An 18,396-nucleotide genomic window follows, 5' to 3' on the forward strand; every position below is an offset into this window, starting at 1 on the left:
CAGCTCCACATGATTTTCTGGCAAACCGTGATTTCCGAATACCGCGCGCTTGCGCCGTTCGTGAAAGCCTCCCTGGCCATCGGCGCCGTATCCCTGGCATTCCTGGTCCCATATCACGTGGGTGAGAGCGTGGGCGCCGCTGCCTACTACTTCTTCAATAGCTGACCAGCGACGACGAGATCACGCAGCCGGATTCTTCGGCTGCTCCCGATGCCGCACGATCACGCGCTCGGTGTCGCCGAAGTAGGCGCCGAGGTGCTCGGCCATGTACACCGAACGGTGCTGGCCGCCGGTGCAGCCCACCGCCACCGTCAGGTAGCTGCGGTTGTCGGTCTTGAACGACGGCAGCCACTTGGCCACGAAGTTGCGGATGTCGGCCAGCATCTCGATCGCGCTCGGCTGGGCGTCGAGGAAGTCGATCACCGGCTGGTCCTTGCCGGTGAGAGGGCGCAGGGCCAGGTCGTAGTACGGGTTCGGGATCGCGCGCACGTCGAACACGAAGTCGGCGTCGAGCGGCACGCCGACCTTGAAGGCGAACGATTCGAAGAACAGGGTCAGCGGCGCATGGGCGACCTCGGCCAGCTCCTTGATCCAGGCGCGCAGTTTATTGGCCGAGAGCTCCGAGGTGTCGATCACGTGGCCCAGGTTCTCGATCGACGACAGGCGCTCGCGCTCTTCGGCGATGCATTCGATCAGGGTGCGGCGCGAGGCCGGGTTCTCGCCCGGGCGCAGCTCGTGCGACAGCGGATGGCTGCGCCGCGTTTCGGAAAACCGCGCGACCAGCGAATGGGTGCTCGAGGTCAGGAACATGACCTTGACCGCATGGCCGTCCTCGCGCATGCGGCGCACGCTCACCGGCAGTTCGACCAGCGACTCGGCGCTGCGCGCGTCGACCGCGACCGCCATCTTGGCGGTGCCGGTTTCGTTGACCGTATTGACGAGGGCCGGCAGCAGCGCCGGCGGCAGGTTGTCGACGCAGTAGTAACCCGCGTCTTCCAGGACGTTCAGGGCCACGGACTTGCCCGAGCCCGAGATGCCGGTGATGAGGACGATGTGCATGCGGCGATGATACCGCAACCTTCACCCGATGGCACGCCGCCGCGCCGTCGATACCGGTTCCTCAGTTGTTCAATCCGCGCTCATGGCCTGGCGCTGGCGCTCCATGAATTCCTGCAGCGTGTCGATGCCGCGCAGTTGCAGGATCGTGTTGCGCACCGCGGCTTCCAGCAGCACCGCGATGTTGCGGCCGGCTGCCACCGGAATGACGACCTTGCGGATCGGCAGGCCCAGCACGTCTTCGGTCGGGAAGTGGAAGGGCAGGCGCTCGACCTCTTCGTCCAGCGCGCCGCGCTTGACCAGGTGCACGATCAGCTTCAGGCGCATCTTGCGCCGCACTGCTGTCTCGCCGAAGATCGCCTTGATATCCAGCAGGCCCAGGCCGCGCACTTCGAGCAGGTTCTGCAGCAGCGGCGGGCAGCGGCCCTCGATCATGTTCGGCGCAATGCGCGAGAATTCCACGGCGTCGTCGGCCACCAGGCCGTGCGAGCGCGAGATCAGTTCAAGGCCCAGTTCGCTCTTGCCCAGGCCCGAGTCGCCCGTGATCAGCACGCCCACGCCCAGCACGTCCATGAACACGCCGTGCATGATCACGCGCTGGGCCAGCTTTTTCGATAAATACACGCGCAGGAAGTCGATCACCTGCGCCGCCGGCAGCGGGGTCGAGAACAGCGGGATGTTCTGCTCGTCGCAGATCGCCAGGATGTCGGGCGGGGTTTCCAGGCCCTGGGCGATGATCAGCGCGGGCGGGCCACCGCCGATCAGTTCGCCAACCACATGGCTGCGCGAATTGGCCTTGAGGCGGTGGTAGTAGTCGAGTTCCTGGTGGCCGAACACCTGGATCCGGCCCGGGTGGATCAGGTTCAGGTGGCCGACCTGGTCGGCGGCCGAGGCGGCGTCGCCGGCGATCTGGCGTTCACCGCCGGGAAAGCCCGCGAACCAGCCGAGTTGCAGGCTGTCGCGGTTGTCGTCGTACAGCCGTTGGATGGTCAGCGGAGACTGCAGCATGGGCATTGTCGTCGTCGCAAAATAAGGCGCGCGGCGTGATTGCCGCGCGTTTCACTAGACGTGCAGTTTAACCCAGAGCCTGGAGGCTGGGTTGCCAGTTGATAATGCGGTCATGCACCGACTTCGGATCCGGGTCGGTCGCCAGGGCGGTGCGCACCGACTCGTCGGAGAACAGCTCGGCGATCTCGGACAGGATCTCGAGGTGCTGCTGGGTGACGTGGTCGGGGATCAGGAGGAAGAACAGCAGGTTCACCGGCTGGCCGTCGGGCGACTCGAAGGGAATCGGCTCCTTCAGGCGCACGAAGGCGGCCAGCGGAGACTTGAGGCTCTTGCTGCCCTTGATGCGGCCGTGCGGGACGGCAACGCCATGTCCCAGGCCGGTCGAGCCCAGGCGTTCGCGCGCGAACAGGTTGTCCGAGACGATCGAGCGGGCGATGCCGCAATTGTTCTCGAAGATCAGGCCGGCCTGCTCGAAAGCCCGTTTTTTGCTCGACACTTCGATGTCGAGTTGCACGTTCTCGAGCGAGAGGATTTTGCTTAGGTTCGTCATAACGTGGGTGCGATGCACGCGTGGAGTGCTTGCGAGCACGGGATTATAGGCCTGTTTAGGGCCCGAGACACTCGAATTCGCGACAGTTTGGCCTTCTCGCCGAACGGCCGCACGATACCCGTCGAAACGGGATAAGCAGCTAGTTGATCTGCATCAACATCGTTACGCAATTTCCTCAACGAATCAGCTGTTGAAGCCAGCAATCGTATGCCGGTCCTCCTGAATACCGTCGATTACTCGAAGCTCTGCTTAAAAACAAGGCAGGTCGTTCAGTATCGTATAGCAAAAGGAGATGCCATGCACCTTGCATGGCTGTCGCCTAAAACGCACAGGCGTGCGAGTAATATCCTGACAGAAATTCGATGTTTACTGGCGCGCGCCACGCAGATTACCCGGCTTGCCGGTGCTAAAGTTGGCCCGCCATGGATTGATGTCCAGGCCGCCGCGCCGCGTGTAGCGTGCATACACGGCCAGCTTGCTCGGCTGGCACTGGCGCAGCACGTCCATGAAAATGCGCTCGACACATTGCTCGTGGAATTCATTGTGCTCGCGGAAGCCGATCAGGTATTTCAGCAAGCCTTCCTGGTCGATCTGCGGGCCGACGTAGCGGATCTGCACCGTGCCCCAGTCCGGCTGGCCGGTGACCAGGCAATTGGACTTGAGCAGGTGCGACACCAGGGTTTCCTCGACCGGCGCTTCCTCGTGATTGGCCTTGAGCAGCTGCGGGGCCGGCGAGTAATCGTCGACCTCGATGTCGAGGCGGTCGAGCAGCGTGCCCTCGAGCTCGCCCATTCCGATCTTGCCGAATTGTTCCGGATGGGTCAGGGTGACGTGGACCGGCGCGCCGAAGCCGTTCGACAGGTCGTCGCGCAGCAGGGCCAGCAGGGCCTCGGGGCCGGCGAGGCGGGTCTGGTTGAACGAGTTCAGGTAGAGCTTGAACGACTTCGATTCGACGATGTTCGGCGAATCGGCAGGCGCCGTCACGGTCGCGATCGCGACCTGCGGCTTGCCGCGCATGTTCAGCCACGACAGTTCATAGGCGTTCCAGATGTCGACGCCGAAGAAGGGGAGCGTGCCGGAGAGGCCCAGTTCCTCGCGCTTTTGCTGGCGCGGGATCGGGAACAGCAGTTCCGGGGCGTATTGACTCTGGTAGGCGGAGGATTTGCCGAGTGGCGATTGGTCAGGTGTATTCATAATGATGGCGGTAGGTGGAAGGCCTTGCCTTCCACGCGTTCAATGAAACGATGCCGGTCACACCGCAAGATCACCGGCATCTGGGGTCTATGCCCCCAAAAACAATTTATAGACGGGATTGCCGCTCTCGTCCCAGTAACGATAACCGAGCGAGGCCAGGAATTGCCGGAACTCATCCATCTCGGCCTGCGGCACCTGCAGCCCGACCAGGATGCGCCCCACGTCGCCGCCCTGGTTGCGGTAGTGGAACAGCGAGATATTCCAGTTCGGCGCCATGCTGGCCAGGAAGCGCATCAGCGCACCCGGCCGTTCGGGGAACTCGAAACGATACAGCAATTCGTCATGCGCAAGTGAACTTTTCCCGCCGACCAGATGGCGGATGTGCAGCTTGGCCAGCTCGTCGTAGGTCAGATCCAGCGTCTTGTAGCCGTGTTCCTCGAAGGTGCGCGCCAGCAGGCCCGACTCGCTGCGACTGCCCACCTGCACGCCGACGAACACATGGGCCTCGTTTTCATGGCTGATGCGGTAATTGAATTCGGTGACGTTGCGCGGGCCGACCAGCGCGCAGAAACGGCGGAAGCTGCCGCGCTGCTCGGGCACGGTCACGGCGAAGACCGCCTCGCGCGATTCGCCCAGCTCGGCGCGCTCGGCCACGAAGCGCAGGCGGTCGAAGTTCATATTGGCGCCGCAGGCCACCGCCACCAGCGTCTCGTTTTTTATCGGCTCGCGGTTCATCTGCGAGCGCTCGACATAGGCCTTGGCGCCGGCCACCGCCAGCGCGCCGGCCGGCTCGAGGATGCTGCGCGTATCCTGGAACACGTCCTGGATCGCGGCGCAGATGGCGTCGGTGTCGACCAGGATGATCTCGTCGACCACTTGCTGGGCGACGCGGAAAGTTTCCTCGCCCACCAGGCGCACCGCGGTGCCGTCCGAGAACAGGCCGACGTCGGTCAAGGTGACGCGCTGGCCGGCCTTCAGGCTGCGCGCCATCGCGTCCGAATCCAGGGTCTGCACGCCGATGATCTTGATGTCGGGACGGATCTGTTTGACGTAGGCGCCGATGCCGGCGATCAGGCCGCCGCCGCCGATGGCCACGAAGATCGCGTGGATCGGGCTCGACAGTTGACGCAGGATTTCCATGCCGATCGTGCCCTGGCCGGCGATCACGTCCGGATCGTCGAAGGGGTGAACAAAAGTAAGGCGCTGTTCTTTTTCCAGCAGCAGCGCGTGGTTATAGGCGTCGGTGTACGAGTCGCCATGCAGCACGACTTCGACGCTGGCGCCGCCGCGCGCCTTGACCGCGTCGATCTTCACCTGCGGGGTCGTGGTCGGCATGACGATCAGCGCGCGGCAGCCCAGACGGCAGGCCGACAGCGCCACGCCCTGGGCGTGGTTGCCGGCCGAAGCGCAGATCACGCCGCGCTTGAGTTGCTCGGGCGTCAGGTTCGCCATCTTGTTGTAGGCGCCGCGCAGCTTGAAGCTGAACACGCTCTGCATGTCTTCGCGCTTGAAATAAATGCGGTTGCCCATGCGCTGGGACAGGGTCGGGGCGAGGTCGAGCGGCGTCTGTTCGGCGACGTCGTAGACGCGGGCGGTCAGGATTTTTCGAAGGTAGTCGGTAGTCATGGTCGGATTGCAATAGTCAGGCCGGCAGGGCCGGCGGACGGACGACGTGAACTGTTCCGCTAAGGTGGGTGACCGTGGCGCAAAGGTCGATGCGACTGGCTGGGTGACAGGCTCGTCGTATCGTGTCGTGACGAAAGTACCGGATCATTATAATGGAGGCTTATTGCCACCACTAGGCTACCGCAAGGCGCCCCATAAGCCCGCATGATCGAATCCGCTGTCCAATGGCTGCTTGACTTCCTGGCTGCACCGACCGTCGGGCTGACCTCGATCTTCATCGTCAGTTTCGTTTCCGCTACCTTGCTGCCGCTCGGCTCCGAGCCGGCCGTGTTCGCGGTGATCAAGGCCAATCCCGACATGTTCTGGCCGGCGATCCTGGTGGGGACGCTCGGCAATACCCTGGGCGGCGCCTTCGACTATTTTCTTGGCTACCGCGCCAAGGTCGCGTTCGCGAAAGAACGCCAGAGCCGCTGGTTCGGCTGGCTCAAGCGCTATGGCGCCAAGACCATGCTGCTGTCGTGGCTGCCGGGCATCGGCGACCCGCTGTGCACCCTGGCCGGCTGGCTGCACCTGCCGTTCTGGCCCAGCGTGCTGTATATGGCGATCGGCAAGTTCGCGCGCTATCTGACCATGACCCTGGCGCTGCTGTACATCCCGGACAGTTTCTGGACCAATCTCGGTGATATGCTGACCCGTATCACCGGCTGAGTATTCCTTTCCGACAGCGGCCGGGTCATCAGGAAGACGCCGATGCTCGAACTGCGACCGAACTGCGAACACTGCAATATAGCCCTGCCGCCGGCCTCGACCGAGGCGCGCATCTGCTCCTACGAGTGCACGTTCTGCGCCGCCTGCGTCGACGGCGTATTGCTGAACGTCTGCCCGAACTGCGGCGGCGGCTTCGCGCCGCGGCCGGTCCGGCCCGCGCGCGACTGGAAGAACGGAAACTATCTCGGCCACGACCCGGCGCGCACCGAGCCGACGCTGCGGCCGGTGGATCCGGCCGCGCATGCGCGCTTCGCGGCCGCCATCCAGGACATCGCGCCGTCGGAGCGCTAGCGTCCTGCACGTTCGCAAGGGGCGGTTCATAATGGGTGTTTCGACGCAGCTCCAGGATTCGTGCATGACCGACCGCCTTCCCGTTCCCCTCGACAAAGCGTATCGCCTGATGAACCACGGCCCGACCGTGCTCGTATCGAGCAGGCATGGCGAAGCGATCAACGTGATGGCCGCCGCCTGGTCGATGCCGCTCGACTTCGATCCGCCGAAGGTGGCGGTGGTGCTCGACAAGAGCACGCTCACGCGCCGGATGATCGAGGCGTCCGGCGAGTTCGCCCTGATGGTGCCGTCGCGCGAACTGGCGCAGCTGACCTTACAGGTCGGCTCGACCACGGGCCGCGAGGTCGACAAGTTCGCCGCCTTCGGCGCCGGCCATTGGACCGGCGAGCAGGTCGGCGCGCCGCTGCTGGACGGTTGCCTGGCCTGGCTCGAATGCCGCCTGCTGCCCGAGCCGCATATCCAGGAAACCTATGACCTGTTCCTCGGCCAGGTGGTCGCCGCCTGGGCCGATCCGGCCGTGTTCCGCGACGGCCATTGGGTCACGACCGAAGGGGGACCGAAGAGCATCCACTACGTCGCGGGCGGGCATTTCTTTGAACTGGGTGAGGCCTTCGAGGCGAGCGCGGCGCTGCCGCCAACGCCAGACAACGCCGGATGACATATGCCATTCGGGTCGCTGAGGCTCACAAACGTTGCATCAGCAGCCTTGCAGGCAAATAAAGTTTGCACTTTCAAAATAGTATAGACATTTTGTTTCGCGGCGCAGAATGGCGGCCCGGGCATTAGCCGAGCGTGGTGCATCGCAATAAGCTAGAATGAACGTCCTTCGGGCCTGTCCGATCGTCGACCAGAATTCATGAACGCCCCCGCACACATCCATACCCTGCTTGCCGACAACGCACCCGCGCGCCTGCGCGAGATCCCTTATAACTACACTTCGTTCTCGGACCGCGAAATCGTGATCCGCCTGCTCGGTGAGTCATCGTGGGAGCTGCTCGACAGCCTGCGCGGCGCGCGCCAGACCGGCCGTTCGGCGCGCATGCTGTACGAGGTGCTGGGCGATATCTGGGTGGTGCGCCGCAATCCCTACCTGCAGGACGACATGCTCGACAACCCGAAGCGCCGGGCCAAGCTGATCGAAGCGCTGCACCACCGCCTGGCCGAGATCGACAAGCGCCGCACCACCGTCGATGCGCTCGACGCATCTGCCACGGATGGGGATTCGGACATGGTCGCCACCCGCAGCGCCGCCGTCGAACAGCTGCTGGCCGCCGCGCGCCGCGCCGTGGACGACTTCGGCCGCGAATTCGCCGAGACCTACGACCTGCGCAAGCGCGCCACCAAGGTGCTGGGCGCCTACACCGACAAGCGCAACATCCGCTTCGACGGCATGCACCGCACCTCGCACGTGACCGACGCCACCGACTGGCGCGTCGAGTATCCCTTCCTGGTCCTGCTGCCCGACAGCGAGGACGAGATGGCCGGCCTGGTCAAGGGCTGCATCGAGCTCGGATTGACCATCATCCCGCGCGGCGGCGGCACCGGCTACACCGGCGGCGCGATCCCGCTCACGCCGATGTCGGCCGTGATCAACACCGAAAAGCTGATCGGCATCGGCGAGGTCGAGATGACGACCATGCCGGGCCTGAACCGCGAGTACGCGACCATCCACACCTATGCCGGCGTCGTCACGCAGCGCGTGTCGCAGGCGGCCGAGAAGGCCGGCTTCGTGTTCGCGGTCGACCCGACCTCGGCCCACGCGTCCTGCGTGGGCGGCAATATCGCGATGAACGCGGGCGGCAAGAAGGCCGTGTTGTGGGGCACGGCGCTCGACAACCTGGCCTCGTGGCGCATGGTCGACCCGAATGGCGACTGGCTCGATGTCACCCGCATCAACCACAACCTGGGCAAGATCCACGACGCGCCGACGGCCGAGTTCCTGCTCGAATGGACGCACCCGTCGCTCAAGGGCGCCCCGAAAGGCCAGCCGTTCCGCACCGAGACCCTGACCATCGAGGGCAGGCGCTTCCGCAAGGAAGGCCTGGGCAAGGACGTCACCGATAAATTCCTGGCCGGCCTGCCGGGCATCCAGAAAGAGGGCACCGACGGCCTGATCACCTCGAGCCGCTGGATCCTGCACAAGATGCCCAAGTTCACCCGCACGGTGGCGCTGGAATTCTTCGGCCAGGCGCGCGACGCGATCCCGTCGATCGTCGAGATCAAGGATTACCTGGACAGCCTGCCGAAGAACGGCGACCCGGCGTTTGCCACGCTGCGCCTGGCGGGCCTCGAGCACCTGGACGAGCGCTACCTGCGCGCGGTCGGCTACGCCACCAAGTCCAAGCGCGGCGTGCTGCCCAAGATGGCGCTGTTCGGCGACATCGTCGGCGACGACGAGAACGCGGTGGCGCTGGCGGCATCCGAAGTGGTGCGCCTGGCGAACACCCGCGTGGGCGAGGGCTTCGTCGCCGTCAGCCCCGAGGCGCGCAAGAAGTTCTGGCTCGACCGCGCCCGCACCGCGGCCATCGCGCGCCACACCAACGCCTTCAAGATCAATGAAGACGTGGTCATTCCCCTGAACCGGATGGGCGAGTACACCGACGGCATCGAGCGCATCAACGTCGAGCTGTCGATCAAGAACAAGCTGCAGCTGGTGGACCAGCTGCGCGCCTACCTGGCGAGCGACCACCTGCCGCTGGCCAAGAGCGACGACGCCAGCGGCGACGGGGTCGACCGCGACGAGATCATGGGCGACCGCCCGCTGCAGGCGCGCGCCCTGGTCGACCTGGTCGACAAGCGCTGGACCTTCATCCTGGCCAATCTCGATGCGTCGCTGGCTGAAGTGCGCGAGCAGCTGCAGTCGCTGGGCCTCGACCACCTGGACCAGGCGATCACGCAGCGCCTGGCGATCCAGCCCGATGCGCGCCTGTTCGACGCGGTGCAGGACCATACCGTGCGCGTGTCGTGGAAGGCCGAAGTACGCGCGCCGCTGCGCCAGATCTTCAACGGCGCCGCCTACCAGTGCATCCTCGACGAGGCAAGCGCGATCCACAAGCGCGTGCTGCGCTCGCGCGTGTTCGTCGCCCTGCACATGCACGCGGGCGACGGCAACGTCCACACCAACCTGCCGGTGAACTCGGACGACTACGCCATGCTGCAGGACGCGCACAAAGCGGTCGAGCGCATCATGAAGCTGGCGCGTTCGCTGGACGGCGTGATCTCGGGCGAGCACGGCATCGGCATCACCAAGCTCGAATTCCTGCTTGATTCCGAGATCCAGGACTTCCGCGACTACAAGGTGCGCGTCGATCCGGAAGGCCGCTTCAACAAGGGCAAGCTGCTCAACCTCGAAGGCGCCCACGCCGACTTGCGCAACGCCTACACGCCGTCGTTCGGCCTGATGGGCCACGAATCGCTGATCATGCAGCAGAGCGATATCGGCGAGATCGCCAACAGCATCAAGGACTGCCTGCGCTGCGGCAAGTGCAAACCCGTGTGCACGACCCACGTGCCACAGGCGAACCTGCTGTATTCGCCGCGCGACAAGATCCTCGCCACGTCGGCGCTGATCGAAGCCTTCCTGTACGAGGAACAGACCCGCCGCGGCGTCTCGCTGCGCCACTGGGAAGAGTTCGAGGACGTGTCCGACCACTGCACCGTGTGCCACAAGTGCGTCACGCCCTGTCCGGTCAACATCGACTTCGGCGACGTGTCGATGAATATGCGTAATCTGCTGCGCAAGATGGACAAGCGCAGCTTCAAGCCGGCCAACCGCGCGGCCATGTTCTTCCTGAACGCGACCGATCCGACCACCATCAACGCCACGCGCAAGGCGATGGTCGACCTGGGCTTCAAGGCCCAGCGCATGGGCAACCGCCTGCTGAAAGGCCTGGCCAAGCCGCAGACGGCGTCGCCGCCGCCGACCACGGGCAAGCCGCCGGTGCGCGAGCAGGTGATCCACTTCGTCAACAAGAAGATGCCGGGCAACCTGCCGAAGAAGACGGCGCGCGCGCTGCTCGACATCGAGGACGACAAGATCGTCCCGATCATCCGCAACCCCAAGAAGACCACGGCCGACACCGAAGCCGTGTTCTACTTCCCGGGCTGCGGCTCCGAGCGCCTGTTCTCGCAGGTCGGCCTGGCCACGCAAGCGATGCTGTGGGAAGTCGGCGTGCAGACCGTGCTGCCGCCGGGCTATCTGTGCTGCGGCTATCCGCAGCGCGGCGCCGGCCAGTACGACAAGGCCGACAAGATGATGACGGATAACCGCGTGCTGTTCCATCGCATGGCCAACACGCTGAACTACCTCGACATCAAGACGGTGCTGGTCTCGTGCGGCACCTGCTACGACCAGCTCGCGACCTATGAATTCGAGAAGATCTTCCCCGGTTGCCGCATCATGGACATCCATGAATACCTGCTGGAGAAGGGCGTCAAGCTCGAGGGCGTGAACGGCACCCGCTACATGTACCACGACCCCTGCCACACGCCGATGAAACTGCAGGATTCGATGAAGACGGTGAACGCGCTGGTGTCCACGGTCGACAACGTCAGGATCGAGAAGAACGACCGCTGCTGCGGCGAGTCGGGCACGTTTGCCGTGACCCGTCCCGACATCTCGACCCAGGTGCGCTCGCGCAAGGAAGTCGAGATGGTAAAGGGCGCGGATAAACTGCGCGCGGATGGTTTCAAAGGCGACGTCAAGATCCTGACCAGCTGCCCGTCCTGCCTGCAGGGCTTGAGCCGTTACAACGACGACTCGGGCACCACCGCCGACTACATCGTGGTCGAGATCGCGAAGCACCTGCTGGGCGAGAACTGGCTGCCCGAGTACGTGGCGCGCGCCAACAACGGCGGCATCGAAAGGGTGCTGGTATGACGAAGGAAGCCGGCTGCGAGCTGTGCGAGCTGTCCGTGCCGACCGTATGGCGCGGCGACAAATTCAGCGTCATCGTCGTCGACGACGCCAACTACCCCGGCTTTTGCCGCGTGATCTGGCACGATCACGTGCGCGAGATGAGCGATCTGTCGCGTGAAGACCGGCTGCTGGTGAACGAGGCCGTGTTCCTGGTCGAGGAGGCGGTGCGCGAAGTCATGCAGCCGCTGAAGGTCAATGTGGCCAGCCTGGGCAATGTGGTGCCGCACCTGCACTGGCATATCATTCCGCGCTATGCGGACGACGCGCATTTCCCGGCGCCCGTATGGGCCCAGGCCGTGCGCGAGACCGAAGCCGACACCCTGGCCGCGCGCCGCGCGCTGGCCGGACAACTGGGCGCCGCCATCGCGCGCCGTTTCAACTGACAGAGAAAAGATCCATGCCTAATCCAACCGAACTCACCGTCCACCAGAAATCGCGCGTGCTCGACGTCGCCTACGACGACGGCAGCGCCTATTCGATTCCATTCGAGCTGATGCGCGTGTACTCGCCGTCGGCCGAAGTGAAGGGCCATGGCCCGGGCCAGGAAGTGCTGCAGGTCGGCAAGCGCGAAGTCGGCATCGCCGACGTCGAGCAGGTCGGCAACTACGCGATCAAGCCGACCTTCTCGGACGGCCACGACACCGGCATTTTCAGCTGGGACTACCTGTACGAGCTGGGTCGCAGCCAGGAGTCGCTGTGGAAGCAGTACGTGGCGCGCCTGCAGGCCGCGGGCTTCGACGAAGAAACCGGCCGCGCGCCGGGCACCATCCTGCCGGGTTCGGCGCCGGCCAAGTCGGGCGGCGGCGGTTGCGGCTCGGGCAGCTGCGGTTGCAAATAAGCCGTACCCGCAAGGCCCAAAATAAAAGAGCACATCCTCGGATGTGCTCTTGTTCTTTGCAGGCCCGCCTTGGCGGGCTAGCGCGGTATCAAGCCTGCGGCTGGATGTTCGCAGCCTGCTTGCCCTTTGGGCCGGCGGTGATGTCGAAGCTCACGCGCTGGTTTTCCTGCAGCGATTTGAAACCGTTGGCATTGATGGCCGAGAAATGCGCAAAGACGTCTTCGCCGCCGCCGTCCGGGGTGATGAAGCCGAAACCTTTAGCATCGTTGAACCATTTTACAGTGCCAGTTGCCATGTTAATTCCCTCAAAAAGTTATTGTGCGTTTATGCGCCCTGTTGGCGTTACCTCGACCGAAACCAGGGCCACGCTCTACATTGCAAATCTGATTATAAGGACAAATTCTTAAAACGGAAGCAAGATTTTTCAATCGTGTTCGTATTTACCACAAGTTATCTCGACCGCATGTTCGTACGCGGTCTTGATATCGATCAGAACGTCATCGGCACCCGCAAAGTCAGGGTGACGTCCGGGGTGTCGCGGGTCACGCCGGCGCCCACGGCGATGTTCAGCGTGCGCTTCGGGCTCAGGCGGTAGGAGTAGCCCAGCAGCAGGGTGCCGAGCTGGGTGCGCACCGAGCCGGCCACCGGCTGGCCGTTCTGTTTCATGCGCGCGATGGTGCTGTGGTCGTAGCCGAGGCTGAGCGAAGCCTTGTCGTTGAGCGCCAGGCCCATGCCGAAGTTAAAGCCGAGCACGTAACCCGGTTCCAGCTCGCCCAGCGGCTCGCGCACGCCGTTGCGCACCAGGCGCGTCACGTTCTCGCGCTTGAAGTTGTGCACATAGCTCAGGTTGCCGAAGAAGACGGCCGGGTCCGATGGATACAGCCAGGTCAGCGTGCCTTGCAGCGAATGGAAGCCGGAACCGGTCGGCAGGTCCAGCGGCAGGCCGGTGCCGGTCACGTTCTCGCCGATGCAGCGCTGGTCGCAGTCGGTCACGACTTCGAACGGGTCGCGCCCGGTGCGGCTCTTGTAGCGCAGGCCGGCGATGTAATAGCCCTGGTCCGGGCCGCCGTTGTTGAGCTGGTAGCGACCGGCGACCTCGACGTCGCCCAGGCCCTTGCCGCTGGTGTCGAACACGCGCTCGACCGCGGTGCCGGTGAACAGCTCGCGGCTGACGGTGGCGTCCGAGCGGTACACATAGGGCACCTTGACCTCGACTTCCATCCGGTTGTTGATGCCGGTGCGGCCGGTGATCGCGGTGGTGAAGGTGTTGCGCTTGATCTCGCGCACGTCGACCAGGCCGATCAGGATCGCGGGAATCACGGTGTAGCCGACCAGGGCCACGCGGTTGCTCGACGAGTAGCCGTACTGCACCGACGGCTCGAGCACATAGGTGCCGCGCTGGGTCAGCACGCCCGGCTGGTCGCCGAGCGGTGCGACTTCGGGCGGGCGGTTCGGTTCCTGGCGATTGTTGTTCTGCGCCGTTTGCGGTTGCTGTTGCTGGGCCGGACGCTGGGTCTGCGCCTGGGCTGGAGCGGGCGCCGGGAGGGTCGGCTGGTTGGGGCGCGGCTGCGGCGGCAGCGGGGCCGCCACGCCGCTTTCGGCCGGCGGCAGCACCGGCGGCTGGGCCACCGGCGCCTGCATCGACATGCCCGTGCCGCGCTGCTGCGACAGCAGGACGCCGTCGGCCAGCGCCGTCGGCACCGCGAACGGCGCGCCCGACAGCGGGGTGGTTTCTTCCACGATGCGCTCGCGCGCCGCCAGCGCCGGGGCCGCGGGAACGTCCCGGACCTGCATGCGTTGCAGCTGCTCGCGCTGCGCCTGGAGTTCGAGCATCAGACGGTTCACCATTGCCCGCTGTTCGGCCAGTTCGTCCTTGAGTTGGGACAGTTCGGTCTGTCGGTCCTGTGTGCCAGGCTCGGCCGCAGGTTGTTGAGCGAGCACGGGCGGCGCCAGGAGGGCGGCCGCCAGGCCGGCGGCGCCAAGCCGCGCGACATGTGAATACATCCAGATCTCCAGTTATTGACAATATTGCAATGCTACAGTGTTCCCGGGGAACGTACTACTGCGTCACGAATCGTGCTCTGGAAATTCATGTCTTTTAGCAGGGACATGCTATTCACGGTCGACGTAATGGTCGTGGCAGTACGGATGTCTTGCCCATTGAGTGTGTTTTGCAGCAAGGTCGCGCCATTGGGCAGGTTGAGGTCGGCCGCAGCATAGTTGTTGCCGCCGATCTGGATCAGCTGGGCCGCGCCCAGGGCATTCTGGGCCAGGCGCGCCTGGTCGCCGGTCATCGCGGCGAGGTCGGGAATGGCGATATTGGTGCGCGCCAGGATTTCGCCGTTGACCGACACCACGCGTTCGATGCCGAGCGACAGCGACAGGCCGCCCGCGATCTCGAAGCCGCCACGCATATTGTCGAGTTCCGCGGCATCTACGGGCGCGCCGAAGCCGCTCGGGCCGGCGGCCTGCACGATCGGCATCGCAGCGCCTGCGGCGCACAGGGCGACCAGCAAGGCGATGCGGTGAAAGGTAAAGGTGGGCCAGCGCATATCAAATCCTTGTCAAAAATCGCCCGGGCCGAACTTTGGCAGCGAAGCGCTCAGTTGGTCCTGGTGCATGCCGGTGCCCAACGGCGCGCGCGGGGCGCCGCGCCAGTCGGCCGGATTGTTGAAGGCGATGCCGTCCTTGTGGCTGTGGATCACGAACAGGATCTTGTTGCGCCAGATTTCCTGGAACCGTTCCATGCTCACGACGCGGTTGCCGGTGGACGGGTCGCCGATCAGGATGCGGCCATCCTCGAAGCCCTTGACGACCACGAAGTGGTTGAAGCCGCGGTCGGTGATCAGGACGATGGCCGGCAGTTTTTCGGCGATCAGTTTTTCGATCGGCAGCTTGAAGCCGTCGGCGCGAAAGCCGCGCGCGGCCAGGAAGCGCTGCATGTCGAGCAGCGAAAAGCCTTCCTTGTGAATCTTGGTCTTGTCACCCTTTTCGTACATTTCCTGGAACACGTCCTGTTCCGGCGTCGGGGTGGCGTAGTGGTGCGACAGCAGGGTCGACACGGCGGCGGCGCCGCAACTGTAGTCGTACTGCTGGCGCGTGGTGCGCTGGAACTTGATGTCCTTGAGGCTGGTGACCGGCACGTTGACGCGTCCGACCACCGCCAGTTCGAGTGCTGGCGCCGGAGCCGGCGCCAGCAGGACGCCGCACAGGGCGGCGAGGAAGATCCCGTGCTTCATTCTCTTCCCATGCCTATTGCAGTTGCAGGTTGATGACGGTCGCGTTCTGGATCAGGACGTTCGCGCCGGAGTTCTGGATCACGACAGGCAGGCCCGAGGAATTCGCGAACGAGCCGTTGTCGATGACGTTGAAGCCGGTGGTCACGTTGGTGGCCGTGTTGTTGCCGACGGTGCCGCCGAGCGTCGCCTCGGTGGTCACGATGTCGGCGCCGCCACGCAGGCCGCCCAGTTCCTCGGCGTCGGTCGCCTTGCCCCAGCCTTTGGCGATGTCGTCTTCCCGGCTCGGCGCGACTTCCACCTTCGACAGGAAGCCCACCACCACCGGCAGCTGCGCCGGTTCCGCGGCCTGGGCCGCCACCGGCAGCGCCATCGAGGCCGCCAGCAGGAGAGCGCTAATCTGGGTAATCCGTTTCATGATGCCTCGCTCGAAAAGCCGCCACGCGGGGAGCGCCACGTGGCGGGTCGCAAGCGTCCGGTCTTCGGACGCTTGCACGGTTGCTGCTCAGACCTCTTGATTACTGGCCGCTTGGGGTCGTGCCGCCGACGTTCATGTTCGACTGAACGTTGACGCTTTGCTGGATCAGCGACGAGAAGCCGTTGTTCTGGCTGATGATCGAGATGCCGGCCGCCGACTGGGCGATGTTGCTCATCGAGTTCGACATGTCGAAGGAACCCGCGGTCACGTTGTTGGTGCCGCCGTCGCCGCCGGTGCCGGCGCCGCCGAAGCCGCCGGTGCCTGCGCCGGCAACCATTTCGCCGGTCGAGCCGCCAGCGCCGCCGGTGCTCGAGCCGCCCGCGCCGCCTGCGCCGCCGGCGCCCGACGTCGCGTCGCCCGAGGTGGCCGAGCCGCCGGTGGCCGAGCCGCCGGTCGACGCGCCGCCGGCGCCGCCGGTGCCGGTCGATGCGGTCGCTTCAGCGCCCGAACCGCCCATGCCGCCCGCGCCTGCCGTGCCGCCCTGGCCAGCGCCGCCTGCGCCGCCGGTGCCTTCGGCGCCGTTGCCGCCCATGCCGGCCGTGCCGGCCGCGCCCGAACCGCCCGCGCCAGCGGTGCCGGTGGCGCCTGCGCCGCCGGTGCCTGCCAGTGCCGCGCCCGAACCGGCGGTGCCGCCGGTGGCCGCGCCGCCTGCCGCGCCGGAGCCCGAGGTGTTGGTGCCGGCCGCGCCCGAACCGCCGGCGCCGCCTGCCGCGCCGGCGCCGCCGGTGCCGGCCATCGAGTCACCCGCGGTGCCCGAGCTGGCGCCGCTGGTCGGGCTGCCTGCGGTCGAGGTGCCGCCGGTGTTGGTGGCCGCGCCGCTGGCGCCGCCGGTGCCCGCGGTTTCGGTGCCCGAGCCTGGCGTGCCGCCCGAACCCGAGGTCGAGGTGGCGTCGCCGATCGCTGCGCCGCCGCCGCTGGCGCCGTTCGATGCGGTCAGGGTCGAGCCGGACGAATTGCCGCCCATGCCGCCTGCGCCGCCCAGGCCGCCGGCCGCGCCTGCGCCGCCGTTGGATTCGCCCGCGCCGCCCGCGCCGCCGGCGCCGGTGCCGATGGCGCCGTTCGCGCCGCCGTTGCCGCCGGCCAGCGAGCCGGTCGAGCCGCCGGCGCCGCCGGTTGCCATGCCGCCTGCCGCGCCGTTGCCGCCGTTGGCCGCGCCGCCCGAGGCGCCGGCGCCACCGGTGCCTGCACCGCCTGCCGCGCCGTTGCCGCCGGCAGCGTAGCCGCCAGCCGCGCCTGCGGCGCCTGCGCCGCCCATCGAGTCGGCCGCGCCGCTCGCGCCGCCTGCGCCGCCGGCTGCGTTACCGACGGTCGACGCGCCGGTCGATGCGGTGCCGGCAGCAGCGTAGCCGCCTGCGCCGCCAGCCGCGCCAGCCGCGCCCGAAGCCGAACCGCCGGCCGCGCCGCTGGCCGAGGTCGAGCCGCCGTTGCCCACGCCGCCGGCCGAGCCGGTGCCGGCTGCGCCGTTGGCGCCGCCGGTGTTCTGCGCGGTGTTGCCGATGTTGCTGATGTTATTGCCCGACACGGTGCCGGTCAGCGAGCTGGTCGCGTTGGCCGACGAGGTGTTGAACGAGTTGGCGACCGACGAGTTGGCGCTGCCGCCGTTGTTGGCGGCTGCGGCGCCGGCGGCGGCGGCGCGGGAGTCACCCGAGCTGTTGTTCTGGCCCGAGCTGTCCTGGCTGCTGTCGTTGTTGGTCGTGGTGTTGGTCGTGATCGTGTCGTTGCTGTCGATCGTTTCGGTGTTGGTGTTGGTGTTGGTGCGCGTGTCCGATTGGGTGTTCGTGTTCGTGTTGTTGGCGACGCGGTTGTCCGAGTTGTCGACCTGGTTGTTGTTGTTGGTCGTGTTGGTGCTGTTGTTGTTCTGCTGGCTGTTGTTGTTGGCCTGGCTGTTGTTGGTGTTGGTCGTGGTGTTGGTGTTGGTGTTGGTCGACTGGTTGTTGCTGTCGGCGGTGTTGGTGCTGCTGTTGTTCGCCTGGCTGTTGTCGGTGCTGGTGCTGGTGTTCGTATTCGTGTTCGTGTTCGTGTTGGTAGCCTGGTTGTTGCTGTTGGCCTGGCTGTTGTTGGTATTGGTCGTGGTGTTCGTGTTGGTATTGGTCGCCTGGTTGTTGCTGTTCGACTGGGTGTTGTCGGTGTTGGTCGACGAGTTGGTCGAGGTGTTGCCGCTGTTGCGGGTGTCAGTGACAGTGCTGCTGTCGGTGTTCGTGGTAACCGACGAGGTCTGGGTGTTGCCGCCGCGGACATCGTTGACGGAATTTTCTTGTGCGTGAGCCATGCTGAATGCCAGGGCGATCGCGGTTGCCAGGATAGTGCGCTTCATTGTTGCTCCCCTAATTGTCACTGAGTTGAATTCCCGGGGTCCCATGACACCCGGTCCACTCGTTCAATAGCAGTTCTCATGCCAGGTGAATTCAGGTTTTTTAAGTCCTTGATTATGTA

Annotated in this window: 18 protein-coding genes; 7 read left to right on the plus strand and 11 right to left on the minus strand. The window is 65.4% G+C overall.

What is annotated here, in order from left to right; translation table 11 throughout:
• The first annotated feature begins 9 nt into the window (after positions 1 to 9).
• Positions 10 to 165, plus strand: a complete 156-nt coding sequence (locus tag KY496_RS20865) for a hypothetical protein (protein ID WP_005663310.1) — start codon at positions 10 to 12, stop codon at positions 163 to 165.
• 15 nt (positions 166 to 180) lie between these two features.
• Here the strand turns inward: KY496_RS20865 and rapZ are convergent, their stop codons facing one another.
• The 5 genes from rapZ to ilvA all read right to left on the minus strand — a co-directional run bounded on the left by rapZ (position 181) and on the right by ilvA (position 5,434).
• Complete coding sequence (gene rapZ, locus KY496_RS20870) at positions 181 to 1,059, minus strand: RNase adapter RapZ (protein ID WP_071360680.1); 879 nt, start codon at positions 1,057 to 1,059, stop codon at positions 181 to 183.
• Between the two features lie 69 nt (positions 1,060 to 1,128).
• On the minus strand, positions 1,129 to 2,064 hold the full coding sequence (hprK, locus tag KY496_RS20875) for an HPr(Ser) kinase/phosphatase (RefSeq protein WP_005663306.1): 936 nt from the start codon (positions 2,062 to 2,064) through the stop codon (positions 1,129 to 1,131).
• A 67-nt stretch (positions 2,065 to 2,131) separates the two neighbouring features.
• Entirely contained in the window at positions 2,132 to 2,614 is a 483-nt protein-coding gene (locus KY496_RS20880; protein WP_005663304.1) for a PTS sugar transporter subunit IIA, read from the minus strand.
• Positions 2,615 to 2,980: 366 nt separating this feature from the next.
• Positions 2,981 to 3,808 (minus strand): NADPH-dependent 7-cyano-7-deazaguanine reductase QueF, encoded by an 828-nt coding sequence (gene queF, locus KY496_RS20885; RefSeq protein WP_219862239.1) that lies wholly within the window; start codon positions 3,806 to 3,808, stop codon positions 2,981 to 2,983.
• 87 nt (positions 3,809 to 3,895) lie between these two features.
• Positions 3,896 to 5,434, minus strand: a complete 1,539-nt coding sequence (ilvA, locus tag KY496_RS20890) for a threonine ammonia-lyase, biosynthetic (RefSeq protein ID WP_219862241.1) — start codon at positions 5,432 to 5,434, stop codon at positions 3,896 to 3,898.
• A gap of 204 nt (positions 5,435 to 5,638) precedes the next feature.
• Between ilvA and KY496_RS20895 the strand changes: the two genes are divergently transcribed.
• From KY496_RS20895 to KY496_RS20920, 6 genes are all read left to right on the plus strand, one after another.
• On the plus strand, positions 5,639 to 6,142 hold the full coding sequence (locus tag KY496_RS20895) for a YqaA family protein (RefSeq protein ID WP_123068949.1): 504 nt from the start codon (positions 5,639 to 5,641) through the stop codon (positions 6,140 to 6,142).
• A gap of 42 nt (positions 6,143 to 6,184) precedes the next feature.
• The gene (locus tag KY496_RS20900; RefSeq protein WP_005663299.1) at positions 6,185 to 6,493 is read left to right on the plus strand and encodes a DUF1272 domain-containing protein; all 309 of its coding nucleotides are present in this window, start codon (positions 6,185 to 6,187) and stop codon (positions 6,491 to 6,493) included.
• 64 nt (positions 6,494 to 6,557) lie between these two features.
• Complete coding sequence (locus KY496_RS20905; protein WP_219862243.1) at positions 6,558 to 7,151, plus strand: flavin reductase family protein; 594 nt, start codon at positions 6,558 to 6,560, stop codon at positions 7,149 to 7,151.
• 198 nt (positions 7,152 to 7,349) lie between these two features.
• Positions 7,350 to 11,372, plus strand: coding sequence for a DUF3683 domain-containing protein (locus KY496_RS20910; protein WP_219862245.1), 4,023 nt, complete (start codon positions 7,350 to 7,352; stop codon positions 11,370 to 11,372).
• Positions 11,369 to 11,794, plus strand: coding sequence for an HIT family protein (locus tag KY496_RS20915; RefSeq protein WP_219862246.1), 426 nt, complete (start codon positions 11,369 to 11,371; stop codon positions 11,792 to 11,794). The genes KY496_RS20910 and KY496_RS20915 overlap by 4 nt, the downstream gene beginning before the upstream one ends.
• Before the next feature lie 14 nt (positions 11,795 to 11,808).
• Positions 11,809 to 12,249, plus strand: coding sequence for a gamma-butyrobetaine hydroxylase-like domain-containing protein (locus KY496_RS20920; RefSeq protein ID WP_005663292.1), 441 nt, complete (start codon positions 11,809 to 11,811; stop codon positions 12,247 to 12,249).
• A gap of 88 nt (positions 12,250 to 12,337) precedes the next feature.
• Here the strand turns inward: KY496_RS20920 and KY496_RS20925 are convergent, their stop codons facing one another.
• The 6 genes from KY496_RS20925 to KY496_RS27315 form a co-directional block, all read right to left on the minus strand.
• Positions 12,338 to 12,544 (minus strand): cold-shock protein, encoded by a 207-nt coding sequence (locus tag KY496_RS20925; protein WP_071360674.1) that lies wholly within the window; start codon positions 12,542 to 12,544, stop codon positions 12,338 to 12,340.
• 194 nt (positions 12,545 to 12,738) lie between these two features.
• Entirely contained in the window at positions 12,739 to 14,253 is a 1,515-nt protein-coding gene (locus KY496_RS20930) for a hypothetical protein (protein ID WP_005663282.1), read from the minus strand.
• A gap of 32 nt (positions 14,254 to 14,285) precedes the next feature.
• Positions 14,286 to 14,801 carry a hypothetical protein gene (locus tag KY496_RS20935; protein WP_219862248.1) on the minus strand — a complete coding sequence of 172 codons (516 nt, stop codon included), beginning with the start codon at positions 14,799 to 14,801 and terminating at the stop codon, positions 14,286 to 14,288.
• Positions 14,802 to 14,813: 12 nt separating this feature from the next.
• The gene (locus KY496_RS20940) at positions 14,814 to 15,488 is read right to left on the minus strand and encodes a C39 family peptidase (protein WP_005663279.1); all 675 of its coding nucleotides are present in this window, start codon (positions 15,486 to 15,488) and stop codon (positions 14,814 to 14,816) included.
• Positions 15,489 to 15,501: 13 nt separating this feature from the next.
• Positions 15,502 to 15,903, minus strand: a complete 402-nt coding sequence (locus KY496_RS20945; protein WP_184238006.1) for a hypothetical protein — start codon at positions 15,901 to 15,903, stop codon at positions 15,502 to 15,504.
• A gap of 100 nt (positions 15,904 to 16,003) precedes the next feature.
• Positions 16,004 to 18,277: a hypothetical protein gene (locus KY496_RS27315; RefSeq protein WP_219862249.1), complete on the minus strand. Its 2,274-nt coding sequence runs from the start codon at positions 18,275 to 18,277 to the stop codon at positions 16,004 to 16,006.
• Positions 18,278 to 18,396 lie beyond the last annotated feature (119 nt).

It is taken from the genome of Massilia sp. NP310 (genome assembly GCF_019443485.1).
Classification (GTDB): Bacteria; Pseudomonadota; Gammaproteobacteria; order Burkholderiales; family Burkholderiaceae_D; genus Telluria; species Telluria timonae.